We start from the raw sequence: 25,531 nt of genomic DNA on the forward strand, positions 1-25,531 counted from the left end.
TGGTCGGGACTGATCAGCGCGGCTCGCTAAGCAGAAGGCGTACGGCACGCATGGCGTCAGGGTACCGCAGCGCCCGAGCGCACCGCGACGGGCCACCGGAGGCACCGCGGGAGCGCACCCGGGGCGACCGGGAGCCGACCCGGGCCGACCCGGATCAGACGCGGACCCCACCCGGATCGGACGCGGACCCGACACGGACCCGGCTCGGACCCGGCTCGGACCCGACTCTGAGCGAACCGGATGAACCCAACACCGATCGCAGCCGTACTCAGACATCGACGGTCAGGTGGCGAACGTCACGAAAGGCTGAATCGAGTTCAAATATTACTTCGCGTAACAGCAGCTAATCGGACATCGCAGCCACGCCGTCGCCCTTTGATAACAGCGCAATAACTGAAACCACGTACCGCTCGGTTTGGAGCCACCTAGAGTGCGGCAGCGGGACCGCCTTCCCGAAACTGTTCGGAGTTGCCCCCATGAACCCTCCACGTAGTAACAGCTCGCTCCCCAAGCCGGGCCGCTCGGCCTACGGCGTGGCGTCGGCTGTGGTGCTGCTGCTCATACCCGTCATCGTGCTGGCCGGCGGGAACGCAGTCCGGGACTTCCTCAACTTCGGAGCGGGCGTGCTCTCGCTCGTCTCCCTCAGCTGCTCCGTGATCTGGGGGCTCGTCGCCCAGGACCGGATCTTCCTCAACACCCGCCAGCGGATCGTCGCGCAGGCCGTCCACCGGACCACCGCGGTCGCCTCGATCGCGTTCCTCCTGGTGCACGTCACGGTCAAGATCGCGCTCGAACACACTGTGCTGATCGCCGCACTGATCCCCTTCAGCCTGGGCGTCAGCGGCTCCGCCGGCCTCATCGGCCTTGGCTCCCTGGCCGGCCTCCTCATGATCTTCGTGGGTGTCACCGGCGCGCTGCGCAGCAATTTCGCGACCCCCGCGCCGGTAGCGGCGCGCTGGCGGGCGATGCACATGCTGGCCTACCCGTCCTGGTGCGCCGCGCTCGTGCACGGCCTGTACGCGGGACGCGCGGCGAAGCCGTTCTTCATGGTGTCCTACGAGCTGTGCCTGCTCGGGGTCATGGGGGCGCTGGCCCTGCGCGCCGCGCCGCGCCCGTTCAAGCGCAAGGTGGCCGACAGGGTCTTCGCGATCGTCGGCGGCGGTGACATGGCGGGACGCGAAGGACTGGACGCCAGCCGCGCCCGCAACGCGGAGGCGGCAGCCACCCTGGCGGGCTTCTCGGGGCGCTCGACGGACCGCGTCGGCGGCCCGGAGAACCTGGTCCCCCCGCAGCCCTCAACGCCCCTGTACGAGGCTCCCGCGGCCCGCAGCATGACCCCGGAGCCCGGCAACGGCTTCGCGGCCGCCTACCGGGCCACGTCGGCCACCCCGCGCGCGCAGACACCGATGATGCCGGACGCGACCCAGCGGATGGATCTGTACGACACACAGGCCACCGAGGCCATGCCGCGCGTCGACGCCGGCGGCAGCACCTCGGGCAGCTGGCCGATCCCGTCACCGCCGCCGGTCGGGGAGGCGCCTCGCTCCGCGTACGACCCGCTCCAGGACACCGGATACACCATCCCGGCCTATGGCAATCCGGGATACAACGGGTACGGCGCGAGTGAGATGTACGACACCGGTGAGACGAACGTACCGTTCGGCACGTACAACTCGAACAACACGTACAACAGCGGTCCCGCAGCGGAAACGTTCCCCGGCGCCTTCGACACGCCGGGAGCCGGCGAACCCTGGAACGCGCCTTCCGGAGGCTTTAAGTGAACGAGGCCCTGCCCGACGTCCCGGAAGTCCGGGTGGTCGGGCTTCCGCAGCTCACGTCGGGCTTCGACCTTGTCGAGAGACTCGACCTGCCGATGCACCTCAAGGTGCACGGCCCGCTCGAGCCGATGGGCGGAGAGCAGCTCGCACAGCTCGCCGAGCAGATCAACCTCAAGGGGCGCGGCGGCGCCGGCTTTCCCTTCCACAAGAAGCTGCGCTCGGTCGCCGAGTCCGCGATCCGCCGCGGCATCCGGCCGGTCGTGGTCGTCAACGGAAGCGAGGACGAGCCCGCCTGCCGCAAGGACACGGTGCTGATCAACCGCGCCCCCCACCTCATCCTGGACGGCGCCCTGCTGGTCGCGGAGGCCCTGGGCGCCCGCCAGCTCGTCGTCGGGGTGACACGTGCCTCGACCGAGCGGTCGATGGAGCAGGCGCTGGCCGAGCGCGGGCTGAGCGACCGTCGCGGCGCGCCCATCCGCGCGCGCGTGCAGCGCAATCCGGTGCGCATGGTCACCGGAGCCGCCGCCTCGCTGATCCGCTCGATCGACGGCGGTCCGGCGATCCCTCCGGGGCGCAAGACCAGCGCCTCGCAGAGCGGGGTCGGCGGCGCGCCCACGCTGCTGTCGAACGCCGAGACGTTCGCCCAGCTGGCGATCGCCGCGCGCATCGGCGCCGAGCGCTACTGCAACACCGGCCTGTACGACGAGCCCGGCACCGTCATGCTCACCGTCTCCGGCGCGGTCAACCGCCCCATGGTGATCGAGGTCCCCACGGGCGTCCCGCTCCGGTACGTGCTCCAGCTGGCCGGCGCCCCGCCGGTCCCGCAGGGCGTGCTGACCGGCGGCTACCACGGCAAGTGGATCGACGCGACGACCGTCGACGAGGCGGTCGTCTCGCGCAACTCCCTGGACGCCGTCGGGGGCTCGCTGGGCGCCGGCGCGATCCTGCCGATCAGCCAGGAGACCTGCCCGCTCGGCGAGTCCCTCCAGGTGGCGAAGTGGCTGGCCGAGGAGAGCGCGGGCCAGTGCGGCCCCTGCTACCTGGGGCTGCCGGCCGCGGCCCGCGGTATGGAGGACATCCTCAACGGCGGCGGTCCGGCCGCCCTGGAGGCCCTCAAACAGGTCGCCAAGGCCGTGAAGAGGCGCGGTGCGTGCTCGCACCCGGACGGCTCCGCGATGTTCCTGGAATCGACCATCAAGGCGTTCACGGACGACCTGGCCGCGCACGTCCTCGGCAACGGCTGCGGCAGGCCCGTGGAGGGCGTGCTGCCACTGTTCGAGGGCGGCAGGGCCCCGACGGGCATCCCGGGCGGCGGACAGGCCCAGCCGGAGGCGGGGGCCAGCCGGCAGAAGATCTACGTGGACTGGACGCTGTGCCGTGGCCACGGACTGTGCGCGGACATCCTCCCGGAGGTCTTCGAACTGGGTGCCGACGGCTTCCCCACGGTCGCCCAGGCGCCGGTGCCGCTGTACGCGGAGGCGAAGGCCCTGCGGGCCGTGCGCCGCTGCCCGGCGCTCGCGCTGCGGATCGAGGAGGACACCCGGTCCGGTCCGCCGTCGCGCAGCAACCTGCCCGTGCTGTCGCAGGGCCGCGGACGCCGGGCCCTCGGGCGCTGACCCGGGCCCTCAGGCGCTGACCGGGCGCTGACCACACGGACGGCGGGCCACCCTCACCGGGCGGCCCGCCGTTTCGTCCCCACGCGTCCGCGTACGCGGACTGTCCTCCCCGCATGAACAGTCGTCTTCACCGCTCGCACGTGGTCCGCGGCCGTCCACGCCGAACGCACGACGAAGGCGGCCCATCCCTCGGATGAACCGCCTTCAACTTCTGTGGAGCTAAGGAGAATTGAACTCCTGACCTCCTGCATGCCATGCAGGCGCTCTACCAACTGAGCTATAGCCCCTTGCGGCCACGCGCGGAACCGCGTATCGGCCTTGCCGCCCGGTTTCCCCGGCGGCGACGCCAACATTACACGGTCCACCGGGTGGAACACCAAATCGTTTCCCTCGCCCCCGCGTCAGGCCGTGGCGAACGAGTAGAAGCGTTTGAGCGTGCAGTGCTCGTCCAGGAGGCGGCCGTAGATCGGCTCCCCCTCCAGCTCCCGATAGGTCTCGATCGGGTCGCCTTTTATGATCAGCGCCCGTGCGCACTCCTCGCACCAGTACTGGTAGTCCGGGTTGACCGGCTCCATGTCACGGACGATCGGCGTGCCGCTGCCGCACCAGTCGCACTTCCGCCTGTGTGCACCCATCGATCAGCTCCAGCTGTGGCCGCAGGCCGTGCACACGTAGGAGATGCCGCCGTTGTCGCCGAGCACCTGGGCGACGTGGGACGAGCCGCACGAGGGGCAGTCGAGGAGGGTGGCATTCCGACGTGTCACCGCCACTGCGAGGAGATCGTGGACCTCCCCGCGGATGCTCGCTGGCATCGCTACTCCCTCCCGTCGGGCCGCGCCCCCTTCCGGCCGTTTGATTCTGCCACGGCCGGACCAATACGGTCAGCGACGCCTTCGTACCAGTCCGGACACAGCACCCAGCGTGGCCGTCGCGGCCAGCGCGTACATGCACACGAGGAGCGCGTCCGAAGAGGTATACGCCCCAGGGGCCCCCAGTGACTCAAGCCGGTTCAGGAAGAGTGCGCCGAAGGCCGCCACACCGAGCAGCTGACCGAGCTGGGTGACCGTGGCGAGCAGGCCGCTGGCGTCGGCCGCGTCCTCGGGCCGCACAGTGGCGAGGGCCCCGGTCAGGGTGGGGCTGAAAGCGAGCGCGAGGCCCACCCCGACGCCCGCGAAGGCCGCGTACAGCCCGGCCCCGCCGTGGCTCCCGCCGTGCAACGCGAGGCCCACCCCGGTCACCGACAGGCCGGTGAGGACGAACCCTCCCGGGATCAGGTGGCGTTGCCAGGAGGCCGGCCACTTGCGCCAGGTCAGACCGGCCAACCCGAACACCACGGCGGTCGGCGCGAAGGTCAGCCCCGCCCGCAGGGCGCTGTAGCCGAGGCCGCCCTGGATGTGGAGGGTCAGCGAGAAGAGAAAACCGGCGTTGACCGCCATCACGGCCAGCAGCCGGAAGACGGCGAGGCCGATACCGGGATGGCGCAGCACCCTCGGCGCGATCAACGGCGCCCCGCCGCGCCGGGCGAGCCGGGACTCATATCCCAGGAACAGGGCGAAAGCCAGTGCGGCCGCGGCAAGGGACAGCCAGGACCACAGCGGCCAGTGCTCCTCCTGGCCGAGCACGAGCGGCACGGTCAGCAGCGAGACGGCCCCGCCGAGCAGCACCAGGCCGGGCAGGTCGAGGCCGCGCGAGCGTTCCCCGGCGTGTGCGTCGTCCCGCGGCAGGACGCGGCTGCCGACGGCCAGCAGCACGGCGCCGACGGGCACGTTCACGAGGAACACCGGCCGCCAGCCCTCGCCGAACAGGTCGGCGCTGACCAGGACCCCGCCCAGCACCTGCCCGGCGGCGGCACCGGTGGCCAGTACGGCGGAGTAGGCCCCGAGCGCCTTCGCCCGCGCTTCGCCGGTGAAGTGACGCTGGATCAGGCTGAGCACCTGCGGGATCATCACGGCCGACCCGGCGCCCTGCACCAGCCGGAAGGCGATCAATTCCCCCGTTCCCCCGGCCAGTCCGCAGGCCAGCGAAGCGGCCGTGAACACCGCGATCCCGGCGAGGTGGACCCGGCGGTGGCCGAGCAGGTCGCCGAGGCGCGCTCCGGTGATCAGCAGCACGGCGTACGCGATGGAGTACCCGGCGACCACCAGCTGCAGTCCGGCGCCGCTCGCGTGGAGGTCTGAACCGATCGTGGGCACGGCGACGTTGACGATGAAGACGTCGAGCAGGGCCATGAACTGGGCGGTGAGCACGACCGCGAGGAGCCGGCCGGGGCGATTGTCAGTGGTGGGGGTTTTACTGGTCGCAGGTCGGGTTCCGGGGGTGGATCCGGGGCCCGGTGGGATTGTCGTCGTCATGCCTGCGAGCCTGGCGACGAGCGGGCACGGGTGCCGAGAGCCCGCCGATGCTGGTACCGACAGCACCTGGCAGCGACCGGCTCCGGTCCCGACGATGGAGACGGGGGATGTGGGGGACCATGAGGACGACACAGCGCCGCAGGCCGGAGCTGGCCGCCTTCCTGCGCAGCAGGCGGGCCCGGGTGACACCGGCCGACGTGGGCATGCCGCCGGGACTGCGGCGCCGGACGCCGGGCCTGCGCCGCGAGGAGGTGGCGCAGCTCTCCGGGGTGGGTGTGACCTGGTACACATGGCTCGAGCAGGGCCGCCCGATCAACGCCTCGCCACAGGTCCTGGACGCGGTGGCGCGCACGCTGCGCCTGGACCAGCCGGAGCGCGAGCACCTGTACCACCTGGCGGAGGTGCCCTACGACGGGGGCGGGGAACGGCTGCCCCAGCGGGTCGGCCAGGACGTGCTGGACGTCATCGACGCCCTGGACCCGCGTCCGGCGGTGGTCTACAACTCGCGTTACGACGTCCTCGCCACGAACGCCGCCTACGGCGACCTGTTCCGGATTCCGAGGACGCCGGACATCGGCGCGGCGAACGCGCTGTGGACGCTGTTCATGGTGCCCGAGGAGGCCTGCCCGGTGGTGCACCGGGACAGCGAGCTGCCGGTGATGGTGGCCACCCTTCGCTCCGCGTACGGCAGACATGTGGGCGAGCCGGCGTGGGAGGACTTCATACGCAAGCTGTCGGCGGCCAGTGCGTACTTCGCGGAGCTGTGGGCGAGCGGCGAGGTGACCCCGCCCGGGCCGCGGGTGAAGACCTTCCGTCACAAGGCGGTGGGCGAGCTGAGGATGACCTCGCTGTCCCTGTCGATCGACGGAATGCCGGAGTGCAGGATCGTGGCGTACACGCCGGAGAACGAGGAGGCTCGCGAGAAGGTCGCACTGCTCAGAGCGCGGAGGCAGCGGCTGTGGCCGTCGCCGGACGGCGAGGCCGGGGAGGCCGTCCGCATTCGGAATACAGAAAATCCCGCCCCTTGACGGGACGGGATCCTGATCATCGATCTTTGACAACTCAACAGAGTGCCGATCCGTGGAGCTAAGGAGAATTGAACTCCTGACCTCCTGCATGCCATGCAGGCGCTCTACCAACTGAGCTATAGCCCCTCGTGCCACGCGGCGGAGCCGCATGGTGTTTCGCCCCGCTCGGCGGGGCGAACAAGAAGAACTTTAGCCTGCGACCTGCCAGAAAGTGAAATCCGGGCCAGGAGCACCGCGAGGCCGCTCAGTCGTCGTCGCCGAGGACCGGTTCCGGCAGGGTGCCCGCGTTGTGTTCGAGGAGGCGCCAGCCGCGGGAGCCTTCGCCGAGGACGGACCAGCAGCAGTTGGAGAGACCGCCGAGGCTCTCCCAGTGTTGGGCCTCCAGGCCGAGCAGGCGGCCGATGGTGGTGCGGATCGTGCCGCCGTGGCTGACCACCACGAGCGTGCCGTCCACGGGGAGCTTCTCGGCATGGCGGAGCACCACGGGGGCGGCCCGGTCGGCGACCTCGGTCTCCAGCTCGCCACCGCCGCGGCGGACGGGCTCGCCGCGCTTCCAGGCGGCGTATTCCTCGCCGTGCAGGGCGATGATCTCCTCGTGGGTCAGCCCCTGCCAGACGCCCGCGTACGTCTCGCGCAGGGCCTCGTCCAGGGTGACCTCCAGGCCGGTGAGCGTGGCCAGCTCGGCGGCCGTGGCGGCGGCGCGCCTGAGGTCGGAGGCGACGATGGCGTCCGGCTTCAGCGAGGCGAGCAGGCGCGCGGAGCGGCGGGCCTGGCCGATGCCGGTCTCGGTCAGTTCGACATCCGTGGAGCCCTGGAAGCGGCGCTCCACGTTCCAGGACGTCTGACCGTGGCGCCACAGGATGATCCGGCGCCCCCGGCCCTTCTTCCCCGTGCTGGTGCCTGCTGCCGTCACCGCAGCTCCCCGCCCAGCTGCGCGTCCAGCTCGGCGGCGTCCTGGGCGGCCTGCAGCCTGGCGTGCTCCGCGGCCTTGCCGCGAGTGGCCTTGGCGTCGGGCGGCAGGTCCAGCTCGGGGCAGTCCTTCCACAGCCGCTCCAGCGCGTAGAAGACGCGCTCCTCGCTGTGCTGGACGTGCACCACGATGTCGACGTAGTCCAGGAGCACCCAGCGGGCCTCGCGGTCGCCCTCGCGGCGTACCGGCTTGGCGCCGAGTTCCTTGAGCAGCCGCTCCTCGATCTCGTCGACGATCGACTTGACCTGACGGTCGTTGGGAGCCGAGGCCAGGAGGAAGGCGTCCGTGATCGACAGCACATCGCTGACGTCGTAGGCGACGATGTCGTGCGCGAGCTTGTCGGCGGCCGCCTGGGCGGCGGTGTTGATGAGTTCCAGAGAGCGGTCCGTGGCGGTCACTACAAGGCTTTCCGTCGGCGGTCAGTGATACCTCAAGGGTCTCACGGACCGCCGACGGCACCCCATGTGATTAATGGAGCACGCCCCGGCGGCCGGAGTGTGGCCCACGTCACGAGGACGGCTTGAAGTCCTTGCCGAGCACGACCGAGACGTTCGCGTTCGAGGCGCCCGTGCCCTTCTTGACGGCGCTGGTGGGCAGACCGAGGGTCTTGGCGACCTCGATGGCGTTCTGTTTGTCGCCGTCGTCGGCGTAGGTCACCTGGGAGGTCGCCCGGGCCGGGCCGGTGCCGGCGTCGACGGAGGTGTAGCCGCCGTTGACGAGGACGACACGGGCCTGCTCGGCGGCGGCCTGGGAACCGGTGGCGTTCTCGATGCCGACGCGGACGGCGTCACCGGCCTGGGGGCTCTTCACGGTGCCACCGAGCAGCGTCTTGACCACGGTGTCGGTGGCCTTCTGGCCGATGGTGCCGTCGGACTGGACCGGAAGCAGTGCGGTCTTGTAGTCGCCGTCCTTGGCGAGATCCGCGAGCTTGGCCAGGAAGGTGCCGAGGTCGTTGTCGGTCAGCGAGGGGTCGAGGATCTGGGCGAGCGTCTGCACGGTGGTCGTCGCGGCCTGCGGGTCGGAGGACATCTTGCGCAGCACCCCCTGCATCACCTGGCCGAACCGCTCGAGCTGGGCGTCCTGGGACTCCCCGGTGGCGCGGTAGGTGGCGTAGGCGACGGCCATCGTGCCGCTGAGGGTCTGGTCCTGCCCCTTGTGCACGAGGGGCGCGCCGCCCTTCTTCTTGGCGCCGGGGTCGGGGACGTCGGCGTTGGTGTCGACCTCGATGTTGCCGACGAGTTCGACGAGGTTCTCCAGGTAGGGGGTGTCGAGGCGCCAGGTGCCCTCGATCCTGGTGCCGAGGACCGAGTCGATGGCGTCGCTGGTGCCGGAGGAGCCGTCGTCGGCGACCGACTTGGCGAGGGTGGTCGTGCTGCCGTCGTCCGAGGTCAGGGCCAGGGAGTTGGGCAGCAGGACGGTGGCGCCCTGCTTGGTGGTGGTGTTGTCGACGAGCAGCGCGGTGGAAGTGCCGCCGCCCTTGGTGTTGTGCAGGTGGACGACGATCACATCACGGTTCTGGGCGGTCGCGGCCGTCGTCGTCGTGCCGGACTTGCCACCGGAGGAGAGGCCGGGCAGCTTGCCCGCGTACCAGAGGTAGCCGACGCCGCCGACCGCCACCAGGGCGAGCACGACGGCCAGGGCGATGATCCGGCTGCGGGAGCGGCGGCGGGCCTCCTCGCGGCGCTCGGTGCGGTTCTCGGTGAACTTCAGCCAGTCGATGACGTCCTCGGAGTCGCCGTCGGGCTCCTCGACGAAGGCGAACTGCTCGGTGCGGTAGTCGCGGTCGCCGTGCGGCTCGGAAGTCTCGCCGCCTGCGGGCGTGCCGTCGCCGGCGAAGCCGGTCCCGGGGGCGTGCCCCGGGACGCTGTCGGCCGGACCGGCCTGGTGCGGGATGTAGGCGGTCTGCTCGGTGACGCGCGGCTGCCGGCCACTGGTCGCGGACCGGCCGTAGGGGTCGTGGCCGGCGGCGGTCGTGGTGCCGTACGGGGCGTAGGGGTCGTAAGGCGCGGCGGGGGGCTGTCGGCCGGTGTCATGGGAGGACTCCGGCTGCTGCCGACCGGTCTGGTAGGGCCCCACGGACTGCTGAGTGCCGGTCGCGTACGGGTCGTAGCCGTATCCCTGGTGCTGCTGGTCGGGCTGTGTGCCGTACGGGTCGTAGCCCTGCGGGGTCCGCTGTGCGGGCACCTGCCGGTACACAGGCTGCCCGAACTCGTCATAGCCGACGAGCTCGTACTGGTCGCCGCCCGCGTATCCGTCGTATCGGTCGTTCACCGGTGCCCCTCTCGGCTCACTCGCCGCGGTACAGCTGCCGTTTGTCGATGTACCGCACCACGCCGTCCGGCACCAGGTACCAGACGGGTTCGCCCTTGGCGACTCTCGCACGGCAGTCTGTGGACGAGATGGCGAGCGCGGGAACTTCGACGAGCGAGACGCCGCCCTCGGGGAGGCCCGGGTCGGCGAGGGTGTGACCGGGGCGGGTGACGCCGATGAAGTGGGCCAGGGAGAACAACTCGTCCGTGTAACGCCAGGTGAGGATCTGGCCGAGCGCGTCGGCGCCGGTGATGAAGAAGAGGTCGGTGTCGGGGTTGAGCGCCTTCAGATCACGCAGGGTGTCCGTGGTGTAGGTGGGACCGCCTCGGTCGATGTCGATGCGGCTCACCGAGAACTGGGGGTTCTCGGCGGTCGCGATGACCGTCATCAGATAGCGGTCCTCGGCGGGGCTGACCTTGCGGTCGCTCTTCTGCCACGGCTGGCCGGTGGGCACGAACACCACCTCGTCGAGGTGGAACTGGGCGGCGACCTCACTGGCCGCGACCAGGTGGCCGTGGTGGATCGGATCGAACGTTCCGCCCATGACGCCGAGGCGGCGCTTGCCCGGGTTCGACGGCCCGCTGCCGGGGCCGGGTCCCGTGCCCTTCGCCGGACCGGTGGGTGTGTGCTGCTCTCCCATGCGTGCAGACCCTACCGGCCCGGCCGCCGGGCACCGGCCGACAGGCCCCCGCGAGCGGCCGGGACGGGCTCTTGGCCTCGGCTCAGCGGTCGCGGTTGAAGCGGGTGGTGATCCACAGCAGCAGCAGGAGGATGACGAGGGCGCCTCCGCCGGTCATGAAGGGGCTGATGCTCGCGTGGCGCTCGCCTTCGCCCTCGGCGAGGGTGGCCAACTGGGCAGCGGTGCTGTGGAAGCTCATCTTCGGCAGTACCTATCCGGTGTGGGCGGGATAAAGACGTCGGCTCATCGTATGCGGGCGCGTTCGCGGGCATCACGGCGACTCCGCCGTTGGACGCGGACTGCGGGGCATCGGGCTGCCCGGGCCGGCGGTTCCCGCCCGCCGGGCGCCCCCGCGCGGCGCCCGGGTCAGTCCTTGCGCTTGTAGCCCCGCAGCAGGAACCAGCCGGTCAGGACGCAGCCGAGGACCATCACGATCAGGACGACTCGGAGCAGGTTGCCCGGGCCCTGTCGGCTGGCGGCCGTCGCTGCCTCGGTGAGCCAGGCGGCGCTGATGTGCTCCATGAGATCGCTCCTTACGGTGTGCTGCCCTGTCACGGTATCTCCGCCTAGGCTGGACACCGCTTCGGGGGCGCATCACGCGGGCCGCGCATGGTGAACCATCAGACACATGGGGGAACGCATGTCCGACGACGGTCAGGGTCAGAACGCTCACGAGCAGATGCCGAGCAGGCAGCGCAGGCGTTTTCCGGGTATCTCCTCGCGCGCGTACGAGCACCCGGCGGACCGCTCGGCCCTGGTGGCCCTGCGGAAGCTGAGCGGCTTCGACACGGTCTTCAAGGCCCTCAGCGGTCTGCTGCCGGAGCGCAGTCTCAGGCTGCTGTTCCTCTCCGACTCGGTGCGGGTCTCGGACGCGCAGTTCCCCCACCTGCACGACATGCTGCGGGACGCCTGCTACATCCTGGACCTGGAGAAGGTCCCGCCGATGTACGTCACGCAGGACCCGCAGCCGAACGCCATGTGCATCGGCCTCGACGAGCCGATCATCGTCCTGACGACCGGACTCGTGGAGCTGCTGGACGAGGAGGAGATGCGGGCCGTCGTCGGGCACGAGGTCGGGCACGCGCTCTCGGGCCACTCCGTCTACCGGACCATCCTGCTGTTCCTGACCAACCTCGCGCTCCGGATCGCCTGGATCCCGCTGGGCAACCTGGCGATCATGGCGATCGTGACCGCGCTGCGGGAGTGGTTCCGCAAGTCTGAGCTGTCGGCCGACCGCGCCGGTCTGCTGGTCGGGCAGGATCTGCAGGCCTCGATGCGCGGGCTGATGAAGATGGCGGGTGGCAACCATCTGCACGAGATGAACGTGGACGCGTTCCTCGAGCAGGCCGAGGAGTACGAGGCCGGGGGCGATCTGCGCGACTCCGTGCTCAAGATCCTCAACGTGCTGCCGCGTACGCACCCCTTCACCACGGTCCGCGCGGCCGAGCTGAAGAAGTGGGCGGCCTCCCGCGACCACCAGCGGATCATGGACGGTCACTACACGCGGCGCAGCGAGGACGGGGACACCTCGGTGTCGGACTCGTTCCGGCAGTCGGCGGCGAGCTACGCGAACGAGGTCAGGCAGTCCAAGGACCCGCTGATGAAGCTGGTCAACGACCTCGCGGGCGGCGCCGGCGACCTCGGCGACCGGGTGCGACGCGGCTTCGCGGGCTTCGCGGGCAGCGCCCCAAGGACGCGCCGCGCGAGCCGGACGACAGCCGCCCGGGCGACAGCCACACGGGCGACATCCACCCGGGCGACGAGGACCCCTACGGCAAGGACTGACGGCCTCCGCCCGGGCGGGCCTGGTGAGGGGCGACGGGCCCGGCGGGCGGTCCCTATACCTTCGGTTCCGCGCTCGCCGACAGCGTGCCGCACACGGCCGTCGCGCTGCCCGTCGCGAAGGGGTCGGTGCCGCCGGGCCGCCCGCCTTGGCGGTCTGACCGGCGAGCAGCGGCCGGAGGTGGCTGCCGGTGTCCTCGGCGCAGGCGAGCGGTCCGGCCTGTACGTAGGCGGCGACCAGCTCCGCCTGGTTCAGGCGCAGGTCGTCACGGTCGAAGCGGAACGTCAGCTCGCGGCGCACGGTGAACAGCGACGCCTTCGCCTTGGCGTCGGAGCCGGCCGGCTTCAGCGCGTACACCACGGTGTGGTCGGCGCTGACCTCCAGCGTGTCGGAGTCGGCCTCCGTGGCCTGCAGCGTGCCCTGGACGCGGATGTCCGGGTCGGCCAGCCGGGCACGGGAGGGATCGAAGCGGACCAGCCAGCCGGTGGCCGCGTGCCGCCCGTCCGAGGCCGGGTGGGAGAAGCTCTGGTCGAACTGGTCGAACTGCTGCGGATCGAGCAGCAGGCGCACCGGGCGCACGGCGCCGCCGGTGAGGACGGCCGGGTCGAGGGAGGACGCGACCAGGTAGTTCTTCGCGTTGGTCAGGGCGGCGTAGACCTGGCTCTCGGAGAAGTGCGCGGTACGCCGGGCGGCGGGGAAGGTGATGCCCTGGGCGCCGACGCGGAACTGCGCGGCGGGGCTGTGCGCGTACAGCGCCTCGGGGTCCGTGGCGCCGGGTACGGCGGACTGCGGGGCCAGCGGTATCACCGTCATGCGCAGCGGTTCGGCGGTCTGCGCCCTGGGCGCCTGGTACGGGTGGCGCACGCCCATGTAGATCGCGGTGGCGAAGGCGACGGCTATGAGCAGGACGAGGATCAGCGCCTGTCTGGGCAGTGCCCGGTGCAGGAGCGGCCGCCGGCGCACGGCGGGGGCGTGGTCGGCCATCCGCTCCTGGGCGGAGTACTCCTGGAGGCGGGCAGCCCGCACGAACGACTCGTCGAACACGACGGATCGGTACTCGTCCTCGCCACCACTTGGAGCACCCTCGGGCAGCCCCTCAGGTGGGTCTCCAGGCCCGCCCATATCTTCAGAGTAGGTCTCCGGGAGCCCGGGTAAACGCCCTGGTACACCACAAGTTCTGACAGGTCCTCACCAGGTTTTGGAACGCGTTTCGAACGCTGGGTCGGGGCGGTTCGGCCCAACGCCCGTGAGCTTGTGGAACGCCCCGATGCGGAGGGTCAGGGGGTCCGCGGCACCGCTGAGAACGCGGGGGGCGAGTAGTCCGCGGAGGCCGAGGGGCCGGTGGTGCCCGCGCCGGCTTCCTGGCCCTGCTCCAGACCGGTCGAAGCGGGTGTGGGGACCTGGTCCTGACGACTGGAGGACCCGCCCCGGTACACCGCGGTGAAGGCCAGGGCGACCATGCCGATGCCCATGACGAGGGCGAGCATCCAGGCGACAGGGCGGTGCCAGCGGGCGCCCTTGCCGTAGGCCCTGCCGAAGGGGCCCACGGTGCCGTAGCGGCCGTCGAGGACGTCCATGTCGTCCAGGTCGTCGGGGTCCAGGCCGTGGCCGAAGCCGTCGTCGGGACCGAATCCGTCGTCGTAGCGCTCGTCGTCGCCCCGTGCGGCCCTGCCGCGTGCCCGGCGCGCCTCCGCCTCCTGGGCGTCGGCGCGGGCCTGGGCGGCGGCGAGGAGTCTTTCCACGGCCGTCGGCTCGTGGACCACGGCGGCCCGTATCCAGGCCTCGTCGAAGACCGCGGAGGCGAACTCTTCGTCCATCGCTCCGCGGTCGCGGTCGTCGTCGGGCTCCGGGCCGTCAGCGAACGGCGTGCCCCCCACGTCCTCCGGCACGGATCCAGAGTAGACCTGGGGGGTCAATTTGGGCAGACGGTATGGAAATTCATCCGACTGGCGAGACGGTTCACGGGCGGGTGTCAGGAATCGGCACCGCCCTGCGGAACGAGCGCTCGCTCAGCGCCGTACGTGTCCGTCACCGGTGACGATGTACTTGGTGCTGGTCAGCTCCGGCAGGCCCATCGGACCCCTGGCGTGCAGCTTCTGGGTGGAGATCCCGATCTCCGCGCCGAAGCCGAACTGGCCGCCGTCCGTGAAGCGCGTCGAGGCGTTCACGGCGACCGTCGTGGAATCGACCAGTTGGGTGAATCGGCGGGCGGCCTGCTGCGAGGTGGTGACGATCGCCTCGGTGTGGCCGGAGCTCCACAGCCGGATGTGCGACACGGCCTTGTCGAGCGAGTCCACGACCGCGGCGGCGATGTCGTACGACAGGTACTCGGTGTCCCAGTCGTCGGCGGTCGCCTCCACCACCGTGGCCCGGGAGTCCTTGGCGTACGCCATCACGCGCTCGTCGGCGTGCACGGTGACCCCTGCGTCCGCGAGGGCGTCCAGGGCGCGCGGCAGGAACTCGGGCGCGATGTCCTGGTGGACCAGCAGCGTCTCGGCGGCGTTGCAGACACTCGGCCGCTGCGCCTTGGAGTTGATCAGGATGTCGATCGCCATGTCGATGTCGGCCCGCGCGTCGACGTAGACGTGGCAGTTGCCGGTGCCGGTCTCGATGACCGGGACGGTGGACTCCTCGACGACCGTGCGGATCAGGGAGGCGCCGCCGCGCGGGATGAGCACGTCGACCAGGCCGCGGGCCCGCATCAGCTCGCGCACCGACTCGCGGCTCTCGCCGGGCACGAGCTGGACGGCGTCGGCGGGCAGGCCGGCCCCGCCCACGGCGTCGCGCAGCACCCGTACGAGCGCGGCGTTCGACTCGTAGGCGGAGGAGGAGCCGCGCAGCAGGACCGCGTTGCCGGACTTCAGGCACAGGGCGGCGGCGTCGACGGTCACGTTCGGCCGGGCCTCGTAGATGATCCCGACGACGCCCAGCGGGACGCGGACCTGGCGCAGGTCGATGCCGTTGGGCAGCGTGGAGCCGCGGACGACCTCGCCCACCGGGTCCGGCAGGGCGGCGACGTCCCGGACGTCGGAGGCGATGGCCCGGACCCGCTCGGGTGTGAGCGTGAGCCGGTCGATGATCGCCTCGCTCGTGCCGGCCTCGCGGGCCTTGGCGATGTCCCTCGCGTTGGCCTCGACGATCTCACTCGTGCGGACCTCCAGCGCGTCCGCCATGGCGAGCAGCGCGTCGTCCTTCTCGGACCGCGGCAGCGGCGCGAGGTCTGCGGCGGCGGCCCGGGCACGGTAGGCGGCCTGGGCCACCGGGGACATGGAGTCGTACGGCGAGAGCGTGGTCATGAGGGAAGCGTAGTGCGCCGGACATCCCCGTTCAGGGCTCGTCCCACACACCGAGACGCGCTCAAAACGGGTGAACTCCGACCGGTGTGGCCGGTGGCGGCCCGTATCCCTCGGTGACCCGCTGGTGGTAGGTGTCGCGGTCGACGACCTCCAGGCCGACGATCTCCCAGGGCGGCAGCCCCGCGCTCTGCCGGTGCTCGCCCCACAGGCGCAGCGCGACCGCGGCGGCGTCATGCAGGTCGCGGGCCTCCTCCCAGTAGCGGATCTCGGCGTGGTCGCACGCGTAGCGGCTGGTCAGCAGGAAGGGGTGGTCGTTGGCCAGCTGTTCGAGGGAGCGCCGCACCTCCTTCAGCGGTGCCTCCTCACCCGAGACGCTGAGCGTGACGTGCCACAGCCGGGGCATCTCGCCGGGCTCCTGGCGCGCGTCGGCGGGCTCTTGGTACGCCTCCCCGGCCGGGACGCTGGTCAGCGGGCGCTGCTCGTCCCCCCTGCGCGGGCCGCCGCCCCGGGAGGCACCGGAAGTGCCACCACCGCGGGACGCCGCCCCCGGGCGCACTCGTCTCACGACGGCCTCCTTACGCGGTGCTCGTCCGGAATGGGTGCCGGGGACCCGGTCGGTCGACCGGTCCCCCAGACCCAGTGGAGCAGGCCGCGCGGGCCCGTGGGGCGTTTTTGCGGAACGTCCCTCACCGGACTGGGCCCGCGGGGCAGGACTTTCGGCCTGTCGCTCGGGCGCGGAACGCGGGCTTACGGCTTCACGGGTGCAGGACGACCAGGTCGTCCCTGTGGATGACCTCGCGTTCGTAGGCGGGGCCGAGTTCGCGCGCCAGTTCCCTGGTCGAGCGGCCGATCAGCCGGGGGATCTCCTTGGCGTCGAAGTTGACGAGCCCGCGTGCGACCGCACGCCCCTCGCTGTCACGCAGTTCGACGGGGTCGCCCGCGCTGAAGTCGCCCTCGACCGCGGCGATGCCGGCGGGCAGCAGCGACTTGCGGCCTTCGACGACCGCGCGCACGGCTCCGTCGTCGAGGGTGAGGGCGCCCTGCGGGGTGGAGGCGTGCTGCAGCCACAGCAGCCGGTCCGCGGAGCGCTTGCCGGTGGGGTGGAAGTACGTGCCGGTGTCACGCCCCGCGAGGGCGTCGGCGGCGTGCACGGCGGAGGTGAGCACCACGGGGATGCCGGCCGCCGCCGCGATGCGGGCCGCCTCGACCTTGGTGACCATGCCGCCGGTGCCGACGCCGGCCTTGCCCGCGCTGCCGATCTCCACGTGCGCCAGGTCCTCCGGGCCCCGCACCTCCGCTATCCGCGAGGTGCCGGGCCTGCTGGGATCCCCGTCGTAGACGCCGTCCACGTCCGACAGCAGGACCAGCAGGTCGGCGTGGACGAGGTGGGCGACGAGCGCGGCGAGGCGGTCGTTGTCGCCGAAGCGGATCTCGTCGGTGGCGACGGTGTCGTTCTCGTTGACGACCGGCAGCGCGCCCATCGCGAGAAGCTTGTCGAGGGTGCGGGAGGCGTTGCGGTGGTGGGCGCGACGGCTGGTGTCGTCGCCGGTCAGCAGGATCTGGCCGACGCGGATGCCGTAGCGGGCGAAGGAGGCCGTGTAGCGCGCGACCAGGAGGCCCTGGCCGACGCTGGCGGCGGCCTGCTGGCGGGCCAGGTCGCGGGGGCGGCGGCGCAGGCCGAGAGGCGCGAGGCCGGCGGCGATGGCACCGGAGGAGACGAGGACGACCTCTCTCTCCCCTCCGCTGCGGTGTTTGGCGAGCACGTCGACGAGGGCGTCGACGCGGTCGGCGTCGAGCCCGCCCGCGGCCGTGGTCAGTGAGGAGGAGCCCACCTTGACGACGATCCTGTGGGCCTCTTCCACGGCCTGTCTTGCGCCTGCCACCTGCTGTTCTTCCCCTCGCGCGCGATACCCGCTCCCGTCCGGCAATCTACGCGAAGACGCACGGGTGCCGCGCACCGGTCCAGGAAGCGGACGGTGACCGGAGCGCGCCGCCCGGTCACCGAGACGTCACCAGCCGCACCCCGGCACGCCCGCCTCGACCCGCAGCCCGGCGAACGCGTGTGAGGAGGCCTTCGGGCGCAGCACGGCGGGCAGCGGGAGGCCGGCCCCCCGCTGCCGCGGCGGCTGTCAGAACGGCTCGAAGTCGTCGAACTCCTGCTGCGCCTCGTCGTGTTCGGCCTGCCGTTCCTTGCGCCGCTGCGCGGCAGGCCGTACGCCCTCGAACCGGTGGTCCTCGCCACGTCGTCCGAGCATCTCGGCGCCGGCCGTCAGCGACGGCTCCCAGTCGAAGACGACCGCGTTGTCCTCGGGTCCGATGGCGACGCCGTCCCCGGCCTTCGCGCCCGCCTTCATCAGCCGTTCCTCGACGCCGAGGCGGTTCAGCCGGTCGGCGAGGTAGCCCACGGCCTCGTCGTTGTTGAAGTCGGTCTGGCGCACCCAGCGCTCGGGCTTCTCGCCGCGCACGCGGAAGAGCCCGTCGGCTTCGCGCGTGACGGTGAATCCCGCGTCGTCGACGGCCTGCGGCCGGATGACGATCCGGGTCGCCTCCTCCTTCGGCTTGGCGGCACGCGCCTTCGCGACCAGGTCGGCCAGGGCGTACGACAGCTCCTTCAGCCCGGTGTGCGCCACCGCGGACACCTCGAAGACGCGGTAGCCGCGGGCCTGGAGGTCGGGCCGCACCATCTCGGCGAGGTCCTTGCCGTCGGGCACGTCGATCTTGTTGAGGACGACGATGCGCGGGCGGTCGTCGAGGCCGCCGTACTGCTTCAGCTCCTCCTCGATGACGTCGAGGTCGGAGACGGGGTCGCGGTCGGACTCCAGGGTGGCCGTGTCCAGCACGTGCACGAGGACGCTGCACCGCTCGACGTGCCGCAGGAACTCCAGGCCCAGCCCCTTGCCCTGGCTGGCGCCCGGGATGAGCCCGGGAACGTCGGCGATGGTGTACACGGTCGAGCCCGTGGCGACCACGCCCAGGTTCGGGACGAGGGTGGTGAACGGGTAGTCGGCGATCTTCGGCTTGGCGGCGGACAGCACGGAGATGAGCGAGGACTTGCCCGCGCTCGGGTAGCCGACGAGGGCCACGTCCGCGACGGTCTTCAGCTCCAGCACGATGTCCTGCACGTCGCCGGGCTCGCCGAGCAGCGCGAAACCGGGCGCCTTGCGGCGGGCCGAGGCCAGCGCCGCGTTGCCGAGGCCGCCGCGGCCGCCCTGGGCGGCGATGTACGACGTGCCGTGGCCGACCAGGTCGGCCAGTACGTTGCCCGACTTGTCGAGTACGACCGTGCCGTTCGGGACCGGCAGGACGAGGTCCTGGCCGTCCTTGCCGGAGCGGAAGCCGCCCTCGCCGGGTTTGCCGTTGGTGGCCTTGCGGTGCGGGGAGTGGTGGTAGTCGAGCAGCGTGGTGACCGACTGGTCGACGGTGAGGATGACGTCGCCGCCGCGTCCGCCGTTGCCGCCGTCGGGGCCGCCGAGCGGCTTGAACTTCTCACGGTGGACGGAGGCACAGCCGTGGCCTCCGTTACCCGCGGCGACGTGCAGTTCGACGCGGTCCACGAAGGTGGTCATGGTTCAGTGCCTCCAGAAAACGTACGGGGTGTGTGCTGTCCGACAGCTGTCCAACAAGCGAAAGGCGGACCCGCCTTCCCGACCGGGAAGTGAGGTCCGCCTCGCTGAACGTTCGGTCGTAGCCGTGAATCAGGAGATTCAGGCGACGGGAACGATGTTCACGACCTTGCGGCCACGGTGGGTGCCGAACTGCACCGAACCGGCCTGCAGCGCGAACAGCGTGTCGTCGCCGCCGCGGCCGACGCCCGCGCCCGGGTGGAAGTGGGTGCCGCGCTGGCGGACCAGGATCTCACCCGCGGAGACGACCTGACCGCCGAAGCGCTTCACGCCGAGCCGCTGGGCGTTGGAGTCGCGACCGTTCCGGGTGGACGATGCGCCCTTCTTGTGTGCCATCTGTTCTCAGTCCCTTACTTCGCAGCCGTGGGGATCTCGGTGACCTTGATCGCCGTGTACTGCTGGCGGTGGCCCTGGCGACGGCGGTAACCGGTCTTGTTCTTGTAGCGCAGAATGTCGATCTTCTGGCCCTTGTGGTGGTCCACGACCTCAGCCTGGACCTTGATGCCGGCCAGCACCCACGGGTCGCTGGTCACGGAGTCGCCGTCGACCACGAGCAGGGTCGAGAGCTCGACCGTGTCGCCGACCTTGGCGGTGGAAATCTTGTCAACCTCGACGATGTCGCCGACAGCAACCTTGTGCTGGCGACCACCGCTGCGCACGATCGCGTACACGCGGAACTCACTCTCTCGCTCGGGAACGGCACCCCCGCAGGCCAGCCGCCCTGCGAAACGCGCGAGCGACCTCTCCCGGCCGGTCCTTGCGGCCCGCGTCCGGGAGGAAGAGGTTTACGGGGATGTGGCGCGTCAGTGGACACGCCGACGGTCAAGGTTACGGGGCCGGGTCGGGAAGGGTCAAACCGGGTCCTGTCCGCCACTCCCCAACACGACGGCGGCCCGCCCGGATCTCTCCGGGCGGGCCGCCGTCGTGACGATGCCGTCGCGTCGGAGGGTCAGTCCTCCGTGGTGACCGAAACGGTCGGCTGTGCCGACTGCTCGGCCGCCGCCGTCTTCTTGGCCGCCGCCTTCTTGGCGGTCGTCTTCTTCGCGGCGGTCTTCTTCGCGGCCGTCTTCTTGGCCGCCGTCTTCTTGGTGGCAGCCTTCTTCGCCGTGGCCTTCTTGGCGGTCTTGCGGGCCGCCTTCTTGGCGGGCGCCACCGCCTCGGGCTCGGCCTCCGCCGGGGCCTCGGTCTGCTCCGCCGGGGCCTCAGCCGCCGACGGGACGACCACGACCGCCGTCTCCTCCGACGAGGTCGGCGCCGTGGCCTTGCGGACGGCACGGCGGCGCGGACGGGCCGGAGCGCTCTCCACGGGCGCCTCGGCGGCCTGCTCGGCCACGGGCTCGGCCGGAGCCGGGGCCTGGGCTTCCGGTTCCTCGGCGGGCTGTGGCGCGGCCTCCGGGACCGTCACCACTGCCTCGGTGGGCGAACCGGCCGGCGCCGACGCCTTGCGGGTCGCCCGACGGCGCGTACGGCCCTTGGGCGCGGCCTCCTCCTCGACGGGCGCCGGCGCCTCGACGACCGGGTCCTCGGCCGCCACCGGCTCCGCCTCCGCCTCGGACCGCGACTTCGGTGCGCGCTCGTCCGTACGGGACTTCGGCGCCCGCTCCTCGGTCCGCGGGGCGCCCGCAGGAGCCGACGCCCGCCGGCTCACCCGGCGCCGCGAACGGCCCCGGGACGCGGCGGCCTCCGCCTCGGCCACGCTGCTGTACAGCTCCTCGTCCGGCGCGACCGAGTCCATCAGCGACTCCGTCACGGCCGACTCCGACAGCGCCGCCGGAACCGCGACCTCGGGCTCGGCGACCGTGGCCTCGAAAGCCTCCTCGACCTCGGCCTCGACCGCGACCGCCTCGTGCGTCTCGGGCTCTGCCTCGGCGCCGCCCCGGCCGCGCTTCCTGCGCTTGCCGCCGCCGGCCGCGGCCGCCTGGTCCATGTGCACGATCACGCCACGGCCGTTGCAGTGCACGCAGGTCTCGGAGAACGACTCCAGCAGGCCCTGTCCGACCCGCTTGCGGGTCATCTGGACGAGGCCCAGCGAGGTCACCTCGGCGACCTGGTGCTTCGTGCGGTCCCGGCCCAGGCACTCCAGCAGGCGCCGCAGCACCAGGTCCCGGTTGGACTCCAGCACCATGTCGATGAAGTCGATCACGATGATGCCGCCGAGGTCGCGCAGCCGCAGCTGGCGGACGATCTCCTCGGCCGCCTCCAGGTTGTTCCTGGTGACGGTCTCCTCGAGGTTGCCGCCCTGACCGGTGAACTTGCCGGTGTTGACGTCGATGACGACCATCGCCTCGGTCCGGTCGATCACCAGCGAACCGCCGCTCGGCAGCCACACCTTGCGGTCCAGCGCCTTGGCGAGCTGCTCGTCGATCCGGTACGTGGCGAAGACGTCGACCTCGCTGGTCCACCTCTGCAGACGCGGCGCGAGGTCCGGCGCGACGTGCGCGACGTATCCGTGGATCGTCTCCCAGGCTTCGTCACCGCTGACGATGACCTTGGAGAAGTCCTCGTTGAAGATGTCGCGCACGACCCGGACGGTCATGTCCGGCTCGCCGTACAGCAGCGTCGGGGCGTTGCCGTTCTTCGACTTCTTCTGGATGTCCTCCCACTGCGCCTGGAGCCGTTCGACGTCGCGGTGCAGCTCGTCCTCGCTCGCGCCCTCGGCGGCGGTGCGCACGATGACGCCCGCGTCCTCGGGGACGATCTTCTTGAGGATGGTCTTCAGGCGGGCCCGCTCGGTGTCGGGCAGCTTGCGGCTGATGCCGGTCATCGAGCCCTCGGGGACGTACACGAGGTAACGGCCCGGCAGGGAGACCTGGCTGGTCAGGCGAGCGCCCTTGTGGCCGATCGGGTCCTTCGTCACCTGGACGAGGACCGACTGCCCGGACTTGAGGGCGGACTCGATGCGACGCGGGCCGTTGGCCATGCCCAGCGCCTCGAAGTTGACCTCACCGGCGTAGAGCACCGCGTTGCGGCCCTTGCCGATGTCGATGAAGGCGGCCTCCATCGACGGCAGCACGTTCTGGACCTTGCCCAGGTAGACGTTGCCGACGTACGAGGTCGACTGCTCCTTGTTGACGTAGTGCTCGACGAGCACGCCGTCCTCGAGTACGCCGATCTGCGTACGCTCGCCGTTCTGCCGGACGACCATCACACGCTCGACGGCCTCGCGGCGGGCCAGGAACTCGGCCTCGGTGATGATCGGGACGCGGCGTCGGCCCTGCTCGCGGCCCTCCCGGCGGCGCTGCTTCTTCGCCTCCAGGCGGGTCGAGCCCTTGATGGACTGCACCTCGTCGGACGGCTCGGCGGCCTTGCGCGGCTCGCGGACCTTGACGACCGTGCGCTCCGGGTCGTCAGGCGTCGGCTCGTTGTCGACGAGCACGTCACCGGCCCGGCGGCGGCGCCTGCGACGGCGACGGCTGGTGCTGCTGGAGGACGCCGTGTCCTCGGCGTGCTCCTGGGCCTCCTCGTCGTCCTCCTCCACCTGCTCGGCGGTGTCCTCGGCGTCCTGCGCGGCCTGCTCGGCGGCGAGTTCCTCGGTCTCGTCACCCTCCGCGGACTCGCCCTCGGCCTCGGCGGACTCACCACGGCGACGGCGGCGGCCACCACGGCGTCGGCGCCGACGCGAACCGGGCTCCTCGGCCTCCTCGCCCTCGGCGGACTCCTCCGCCTCATCGGGCTCCTCCACCTCGTCGGTGGTCTCGGGCGCCACGGCCACGGGCTCCTCGTCACCGCCCCGGCGACGACGGCGGCGGCGCGCACCGGCGGTCTCCTCCTCGGCGGCCTCCTCCTGCTCCGCCGCCTCGGCGGCAGCGGCAGCGGCGGCCCGCTCCGGGGTCTGGAACATCGGCTCGGTGAACACCGGCGCCTGGAACACGGCCACGGCGGGTCGTGCGGGCCGCTGCGCGGCCTCGGACGCCTCGTCGGCGCCGGAGGCGGGCTGCGCGGGCTCGGAGAAGCCTCCGGCGGCCCTGCGGACGACACGACGGCGACGACGCGGGGCGGCCTCCTCGGCCTCGGCGGCGGGGACCGTCGCGGCGGCGGCTCGGCTTCGGCAGCGGCGGGGACCGTCGCCGAGGCGGGGGCGTGGGCGCCTTCCTCTACGGCCTCGGCCTTCTCGCTCGCGCCGGCCGTCCCGGCGGCCTCGGTCTGCGGGGCCTCGTCGGCGGCGCCCTCGGGCGCGGCGGCCGACGCGGTCACCCGGCGGGTGGCACGGCGACGGGTACGGCGGGCGGGCTCTTCGGCGGCGGGGGCCTGGGGCTCTTCGGCGGGGGCCTGCTCGGCCGTCTTCGTCTCGGCCTCGGCGGCGGCTCCTGCTCCGCGGCCTCGGTGGGGGCGGGCGCTTCGGAGGGCGCCGAGACGCGGCGCGTGGCACGGCGACGCGGACGGGCCGGAGCGGGCGCCTCCTCGGCGACCGGCTCGGCCTCGACCGCGGGGGTCTCGGGCGCTTCGCCACCGGCGGGCACGACGACCTCCACGGCCTCGGCCTCCGCGGGCGCCCCGGTGGGCGCCGACGCCCGACGCGTGGCACGCCGGCGCGGACGGGCCGGAGCGGACACCGCCGCGGCGACGGGCTCGGCCTCCGGGGCCTCGGACTCCTCGGCGCCGTCCCCACCGGCGGGCACGACGACCTCCACGGCCTCGGCGGTCGCGGGCGCCCCGGCGGGCGCCGACGCACGACGCGTGGCACGCCGACGCGCACGAGCCGGAGCGGGCGCCTCCGCGGAGGCGGGCTCGGCTTCGGCGGCACCGGAGACGGCGGCCTCGGCCACCGCCCCGGTCTCCTCGGTCTCTTCTGCCCCAGCGGCCGGGGGCTCCGCCTCCGCCGGTATGGCCGGCCCGGCCCCGGTCGCGGGGTCGGGCAGCGTGACCTCACCGGTCACGGCGTCCGCGCTCGGCGGGCCCGCCGGGCGCGAGGCGACGCGGCGCCGACGGCGCGGCGGCAGGGTGTCGCTGGGGGTGTTGTTCTCGGAACCCTCGGTGGGTTCGGTCGGTTCGAGCATGCGGGCGTTTCTCCCGTCAGGCTCCCGGGCGCCGCGCCTGGTCCGGCATGGATCGCCGTTGACGTCCGCGGCTCGCGCTGTGCGCGGTGCCGCCGTCCGGGGCGCGGGCGCCGCACGGGAGCTCTCTGTGTCCTGTCTCGCCGGTTCCGTACTCCTTGTTGTGCACGGCCTGGCGAAAGTCTTCTGGTCGGTGCGCTGCCCGACCCAGGTGGCTCCCGAGTACGAGGGCGGCGCTACGACGTACGTCCCTGCGCGGGACCTTCCTTACGCCGGCGCCGTCGCGGCGGCAGTGGCGGCGGCCGGATGCGGCTCGGTCGCTGCTGCCTCGCGGTCGGGCGCGAGCGGGTCGGTCACCGTGCCGGTCTCTTCATCGAACAGCCCCTGCGCCAGCCTGGTCACCGCTGCGGGGACCGGCGGCGCCAGGTCGGCCACGGCGCGGAGACCGGACAGGACGTCGTCGGGTCGTACGGCAGGCGTCACGTGCCGAACAACCAGCCGCAGTATCGCACAGGGCTGGTCGCTCGGCCTATCAGCCGGCGAACTGTGCGCTTCGACGCGCTCCAGGCTCGCGACGGCGGGTCGGGCGTCGAAGGTGCGCATGCCGTTCTTGGTCAGGCGCTGGACCTCGACGCTCTCGGCCGCGTTGAAGGCCGCGACGGCACGCTCTGCCTCCGCCGGGTCCACACCGTCCAGCCGCAGCTCCCACACGGAGGCCGTCAGCCGGTCGGCGAGCCCCGACGTGCGGGCCTCGACCGCCTCCAGGACGTCGAGCCCGGCGGGCAACGACTCGTCGAGGAGGACACGCAGCCGCTCCGGATCGCGCGCCTCGGTGAGCGCGATCTCCAGGTACTCCGCCTCACTGCCCGTGCCGGTGGGTGCGGCATTGGCGTACGACACCTTCGGATGCGGCGTGAACCCCGCCGAGTACGCCATCGGCACCTCGGCACGGCGCAACGCACGCTCGAAGGCGCGCTGGAAGTCACGGTGGCTGGTGAACCGGAGGCGGCCGCGCTTGGTGTAACGCAGTCGAATGCGCTGCACCGCGGGTGCGGGCGGCGGGCCTTCGGGCTGTCGCTTGCCCAGTGTCGTTCAGTCCTTCG

Annotated in this window: 20 protein-coding genes, 2 tRNA genes and 3 pseudogenes; 4 read left to right on the forward strand and 21 right to left on the reverse strand. The window is 72.0% G+C overall.

Going from position 1 to position 25,531, the window contains the following annotated elements; genetic code table 11:
* Positions 1 to 476: 476 nt before the first annotated feature.
* A complete protein-coding gene (locus N8I84_RS14055; RefSeq protein WP_263229860.1) occupies positions 477 to 1,781 on the forward strand; it encodes a cytochrome b/b6 domain-containing protein in 1,305 nt (434 codons plus the stop codon).
* Positions 1,778 to 3,394: an NADH-quinone oxidoreductase subunit NuoF family protein gene (locus N8I84_RS14060; protein WP_263229861.1), complete on the forward strand. Its 1,617-nt coding sequence runs from the start codon at positions 1,778 to 1,780 to the stop codon at positions 3,392 to 3,394. Before N8I84_RS14055 ends, N8I84_RS14060 begins: the two co-directional genes overlap by 4 nt.
* 214 nt (positions 3,395 to 3,608) lie before the next feature.
* On the opposite strand, the gene N8I84_RS14065 is transcribed toward N8I84_RS14060, so the two are convergent.
* The 4 genes from N8I84_RS14065 to N8I84_RS14080 form a co-directional block, all read right to left on the reverse strand.
* Positions 3,609 to 3,681: transfer RNA gene (locus N8I84_RS14065), tRNA-Ala, on the reverse strand.
* A gap of 114 nt (positions 3,682 to 3,795) precedes the next feature.
* Entirely contained in the window at positions 3,796 to 4,029 is a 234-nt protein-coding gene (locus N8I84_RS14070) for a hypothetical protein (RefSeq protein WP_016643127.1), read from the reverse strand.
* Between the two features lie 3 nt (positions 4,030 to 4,032).
* Complete coding sequence (locus N8I84_RS14075) at positions 4,033 to 4,206, reverse strand: hypothetical protein (RefSeq protein ID WP_200417343.1); 174 nt, start codon at positions 4,204 to 4,206, stop codon at positions 4,033 to 4,035.
* Positions 4,207 to 4,275: 69 nt separating this feature from the next.
* Positions 4,276 to 5,640: an MFS transporter gene (locus N8I84_RS14080; protein ID WP_263234755.1), complete on the reverse strand. Its 1,365-nt coding sequence runs from the start codon at positions 5,638 to 5,640 to the stop codon at positions 4,276 to 4,278.
* A 224-nt stretch (positions 5,641 to 5,864) separates the two neighbouring features.
* Here N8I84_RS14080 and N8I84_RS14085 point away from each other — a divergent pair, with 224 nt between their 5' ends.
* The gene (locus tag N8I84_RS14085; protein ID WP_263229863.1) at positions 5,865 to 6,773 is read left to right on the forward strand and encodes a helix-turn-helix transcriptional regulator; all 909 of its coding nucleotides are present in this window, start codon (positions 5,865 to 5,867) and stop codon (positions 6,771 to 6,773) included.
* A 53-nt stretch (positions 6,774 to 6,826) separates the two neighbouring features.
* On the opposite strand, the gene N8I84_RS14090 is transcribed toward N8I84_RS14085, so the two are convergent.
* From N8I84_RS14090 to N8I84_RS14120, 7 genes are all read right to left on the reverse strand, one after another.
* Positions 6,827 to 6,899: transfer RNA gene (locus N8I84_RS14090), tRNA-Ala, on the reverse strand.
* A 118-nt stretch (positions 6,900 to 7,017) separates the two neighbouring features.
* Positions 7,018 to 7,686, reverse strand: a complete 669-nt coding sequence (locus tag N8I84_RS14095) for a histidine phosphatase family protein (RefSeq protein WP_263229864.1) — start codon at positions 7,684 to 7,686, stop codon at positions 7,018 to 7,020.
* Positions 7,683 to 8,141: a ribosome silencing factor gene (rsfS, locus tag N8I84_RS14100; protein WP_200417347.1), complete on the reverse strand. Its 459-nt coding sequence runs from the start codon at positions 8,139 to 8,141 to the stop codon at positions 7,683 to 7,685. Before rsfS ends, N8I84_RS14095 begins: the two co-directional genes overlap by 4 nt.
* Positions 8,142 to 8,250: 109 nt before the next feature.
* Entirely contained in the window at positions 8,251 to 10,014 is a 1,764-nt protein-coding gene (locus tag N8I84_RS14105; RefSeq protein ID WP_263229865.1) for an LCP family protein, read from the reverse strand.
* Positions 10,015 to 10,030: 16 nt separating this feature from the next.
* Positions 10,031 to 10,693, reverse strand: a complete 663-nt coding sequence (gene nadD / locus N8I84_RS14110; RefSeq protein WP_263229866.1) for a nicotinate-nucleotide adenylyltransferase — start codon at positions 10,691 to 10,693, stop codon at positions 10,031 to 10,033.
* 82 nt (positions 10,694 to 10,775) lie between these two features.
* Entirely contained in the window at positions 10,776 to 10,931 is a 156-nt protein-coding gene (locus N8I84_RS14115; protein ID WP_181923042.1) for a hypothetical protein, read from the reverse strand.
* 167 nt (positions 10,932 to 11,098) lie between these two features.
* Entirely contained in the window at positions 11,099 to 11,254 is a 156-nt protein-coding gene (locus N8I84_RS14120; protein WP_200417350.1) for a hypothetical protein, read from the reverse strand.
* A gap of 118 nt (positions 11,255 to 11,372) precedes the next feature.
* On the opposite strand from N8I84_RS14120, the pseudogene N8I84_RS14125 reads away from it, so the two are divergent.
* Positions 11,373 to 12,419 (forward strand): annotated as a pseudogene (locus N8I84_RS14125) (M48 family metallopeptidase); the annotation flags it as partial.
* Positions 12,420 to 12,570: 151 nt separating this feature from the next.
* Here the strand turns inward: N8I84_RS14125 and N8I84_RS14130 are convergent.
* The 10 genes and pseudogenes from N8I84_RS14130 to N8I84_RS14175 all read right to left on the reverse strand — a co-directional run bounded on the left by N8I84_RS14130 (position 12,571) and on the right by N8I84_RS14175 (position 25,472).
* Positions 12,571 to 13,637: pseudogene (locus tag N8I84_RS14130) on the reverse strand (SCO2583 family membrane protein).
* A gap of 155 nt (positions 13,638 to 13,792) precedes the next feature.
* Positions 13,793 to 14,404, reverse strand: coding sequence for an SCO2584 family spore wall biosynthesis protein (locus N8I84_RS14135; protein ID WP_449334041.1), 612 nt, complete (start codon positions 14,402 to 14,404; stop codon positions 13,793 to 13,795).
* Positions 14,405 to 14,524: 120 nt separating this feature from the next.
* Complete coding sequence (locus N8I84_RS14140) at positions 14,525 to 15,811, reverse strand: glutamate-5-semialdehyde dehydrogenase (RefSeq protein WP_200417354.1); 1,287 nt, start codon at positions 15,809 to 15,811, stop codon at positions 14,525 to 14,527.
* Positions 15,812 to 15,872: 61 nt separating this feature from the next.
* Positions 15,873 to 16,376, reverse strand: coding sequence for a hypothetical protein (locus tag N8I84_RS14145; RefSeq protein WP_263229868.1), 504 nt, complete (start codon positions 16,374 to 16,376; stop codon positions 15,873 to 15,875).
* Between the two features lie 190 nt (positions 16,377 to 16,566).
* A complete protein-coding gene (proB, locus tag N8I84_RS14150; RefSeq protein ID WP_263229869.1) occupies positions 16,567 to 17,694 on the reverse strand; it encodes a glutamate 5-kinase in 1,128 nt (375 codons plus the stop codon).
* Between the two features lie 246 nt (positions 17,695 to 17,940).
* Positions 17,941 to 19,377, reverse strand: coding sequence for a GTPase ObgE (gene obgE, locus N8I84_RS14155; RefSeq protein ID WP_263229870.1), 1,437 nt, complete (start codon positions 19,375 to 19,377; stop codon positions 17,941 to 17,943).
* A gap of 138 nt (positions 19,378 to 19,515) precedes the next feature.
* Positions 19,516 to 19,770 carry a 50S ribosomal protein L27 gene (rpmA, locus tag N8I84_RS14160; RefSeq protein WP_014672692.1) on the reverse strand — a complete coding sequence of 85 codons (255 nt, stop codon included), beginning with the start codon at positions 19,768 to 19,770 and terminating at the stop codon, positions 19,516 to 19,518.
* 14 nt (positions 19,771 to 19,784) lie between these two features.
* Positions 19,785 to 20,105, reverse strand: coding sequence for a 50S ribosomal protein L21 (gene rplU / locus N8I84_RS14165; protein WP_004001309.1), 321 nt, complete (start codon positions 20,103 to 20,105; stop codon positions 19,785 to 19,787).
* Between the two features lie 278 nt (positions 20,106 to 20,383).
* Positions 20,384 to 24,431 (reverse strand): annotated as a pseudogene (locus tag N8I84_RS14170) (Rne/Rng family ribonuclease).
* Positions 24,432 to 24,695: 264 nt separating this feature from the next.
* Positions 24,696 to 25,472 carry a TIGR03936 family radical SAM-associated protein gene (locus tag N8I84_RS14175; RefSeq protein WP_263229871.1) on the reverse strand — a complete coding sequence of 259 codons (777 nt, stop codon included), beginning with the start codon at positions 25,470 to 25,472 and terminating at the stop codon, positions 24,696 to 24,698.
* Between the last annotated feature and the right edge of the window lie 59 nt (positions 25,473 to 25,531).

Source organism: Streptomyces cynarae (assembly GCF_025642135.1).
In the GTDB taxonomy this organism is placed as follows: Bacteria; Actinomycetota; Actinomycetes; order Streptomycetales; family Streptomycetaceae; genus Streptomyces; species Streptomyces cynarae.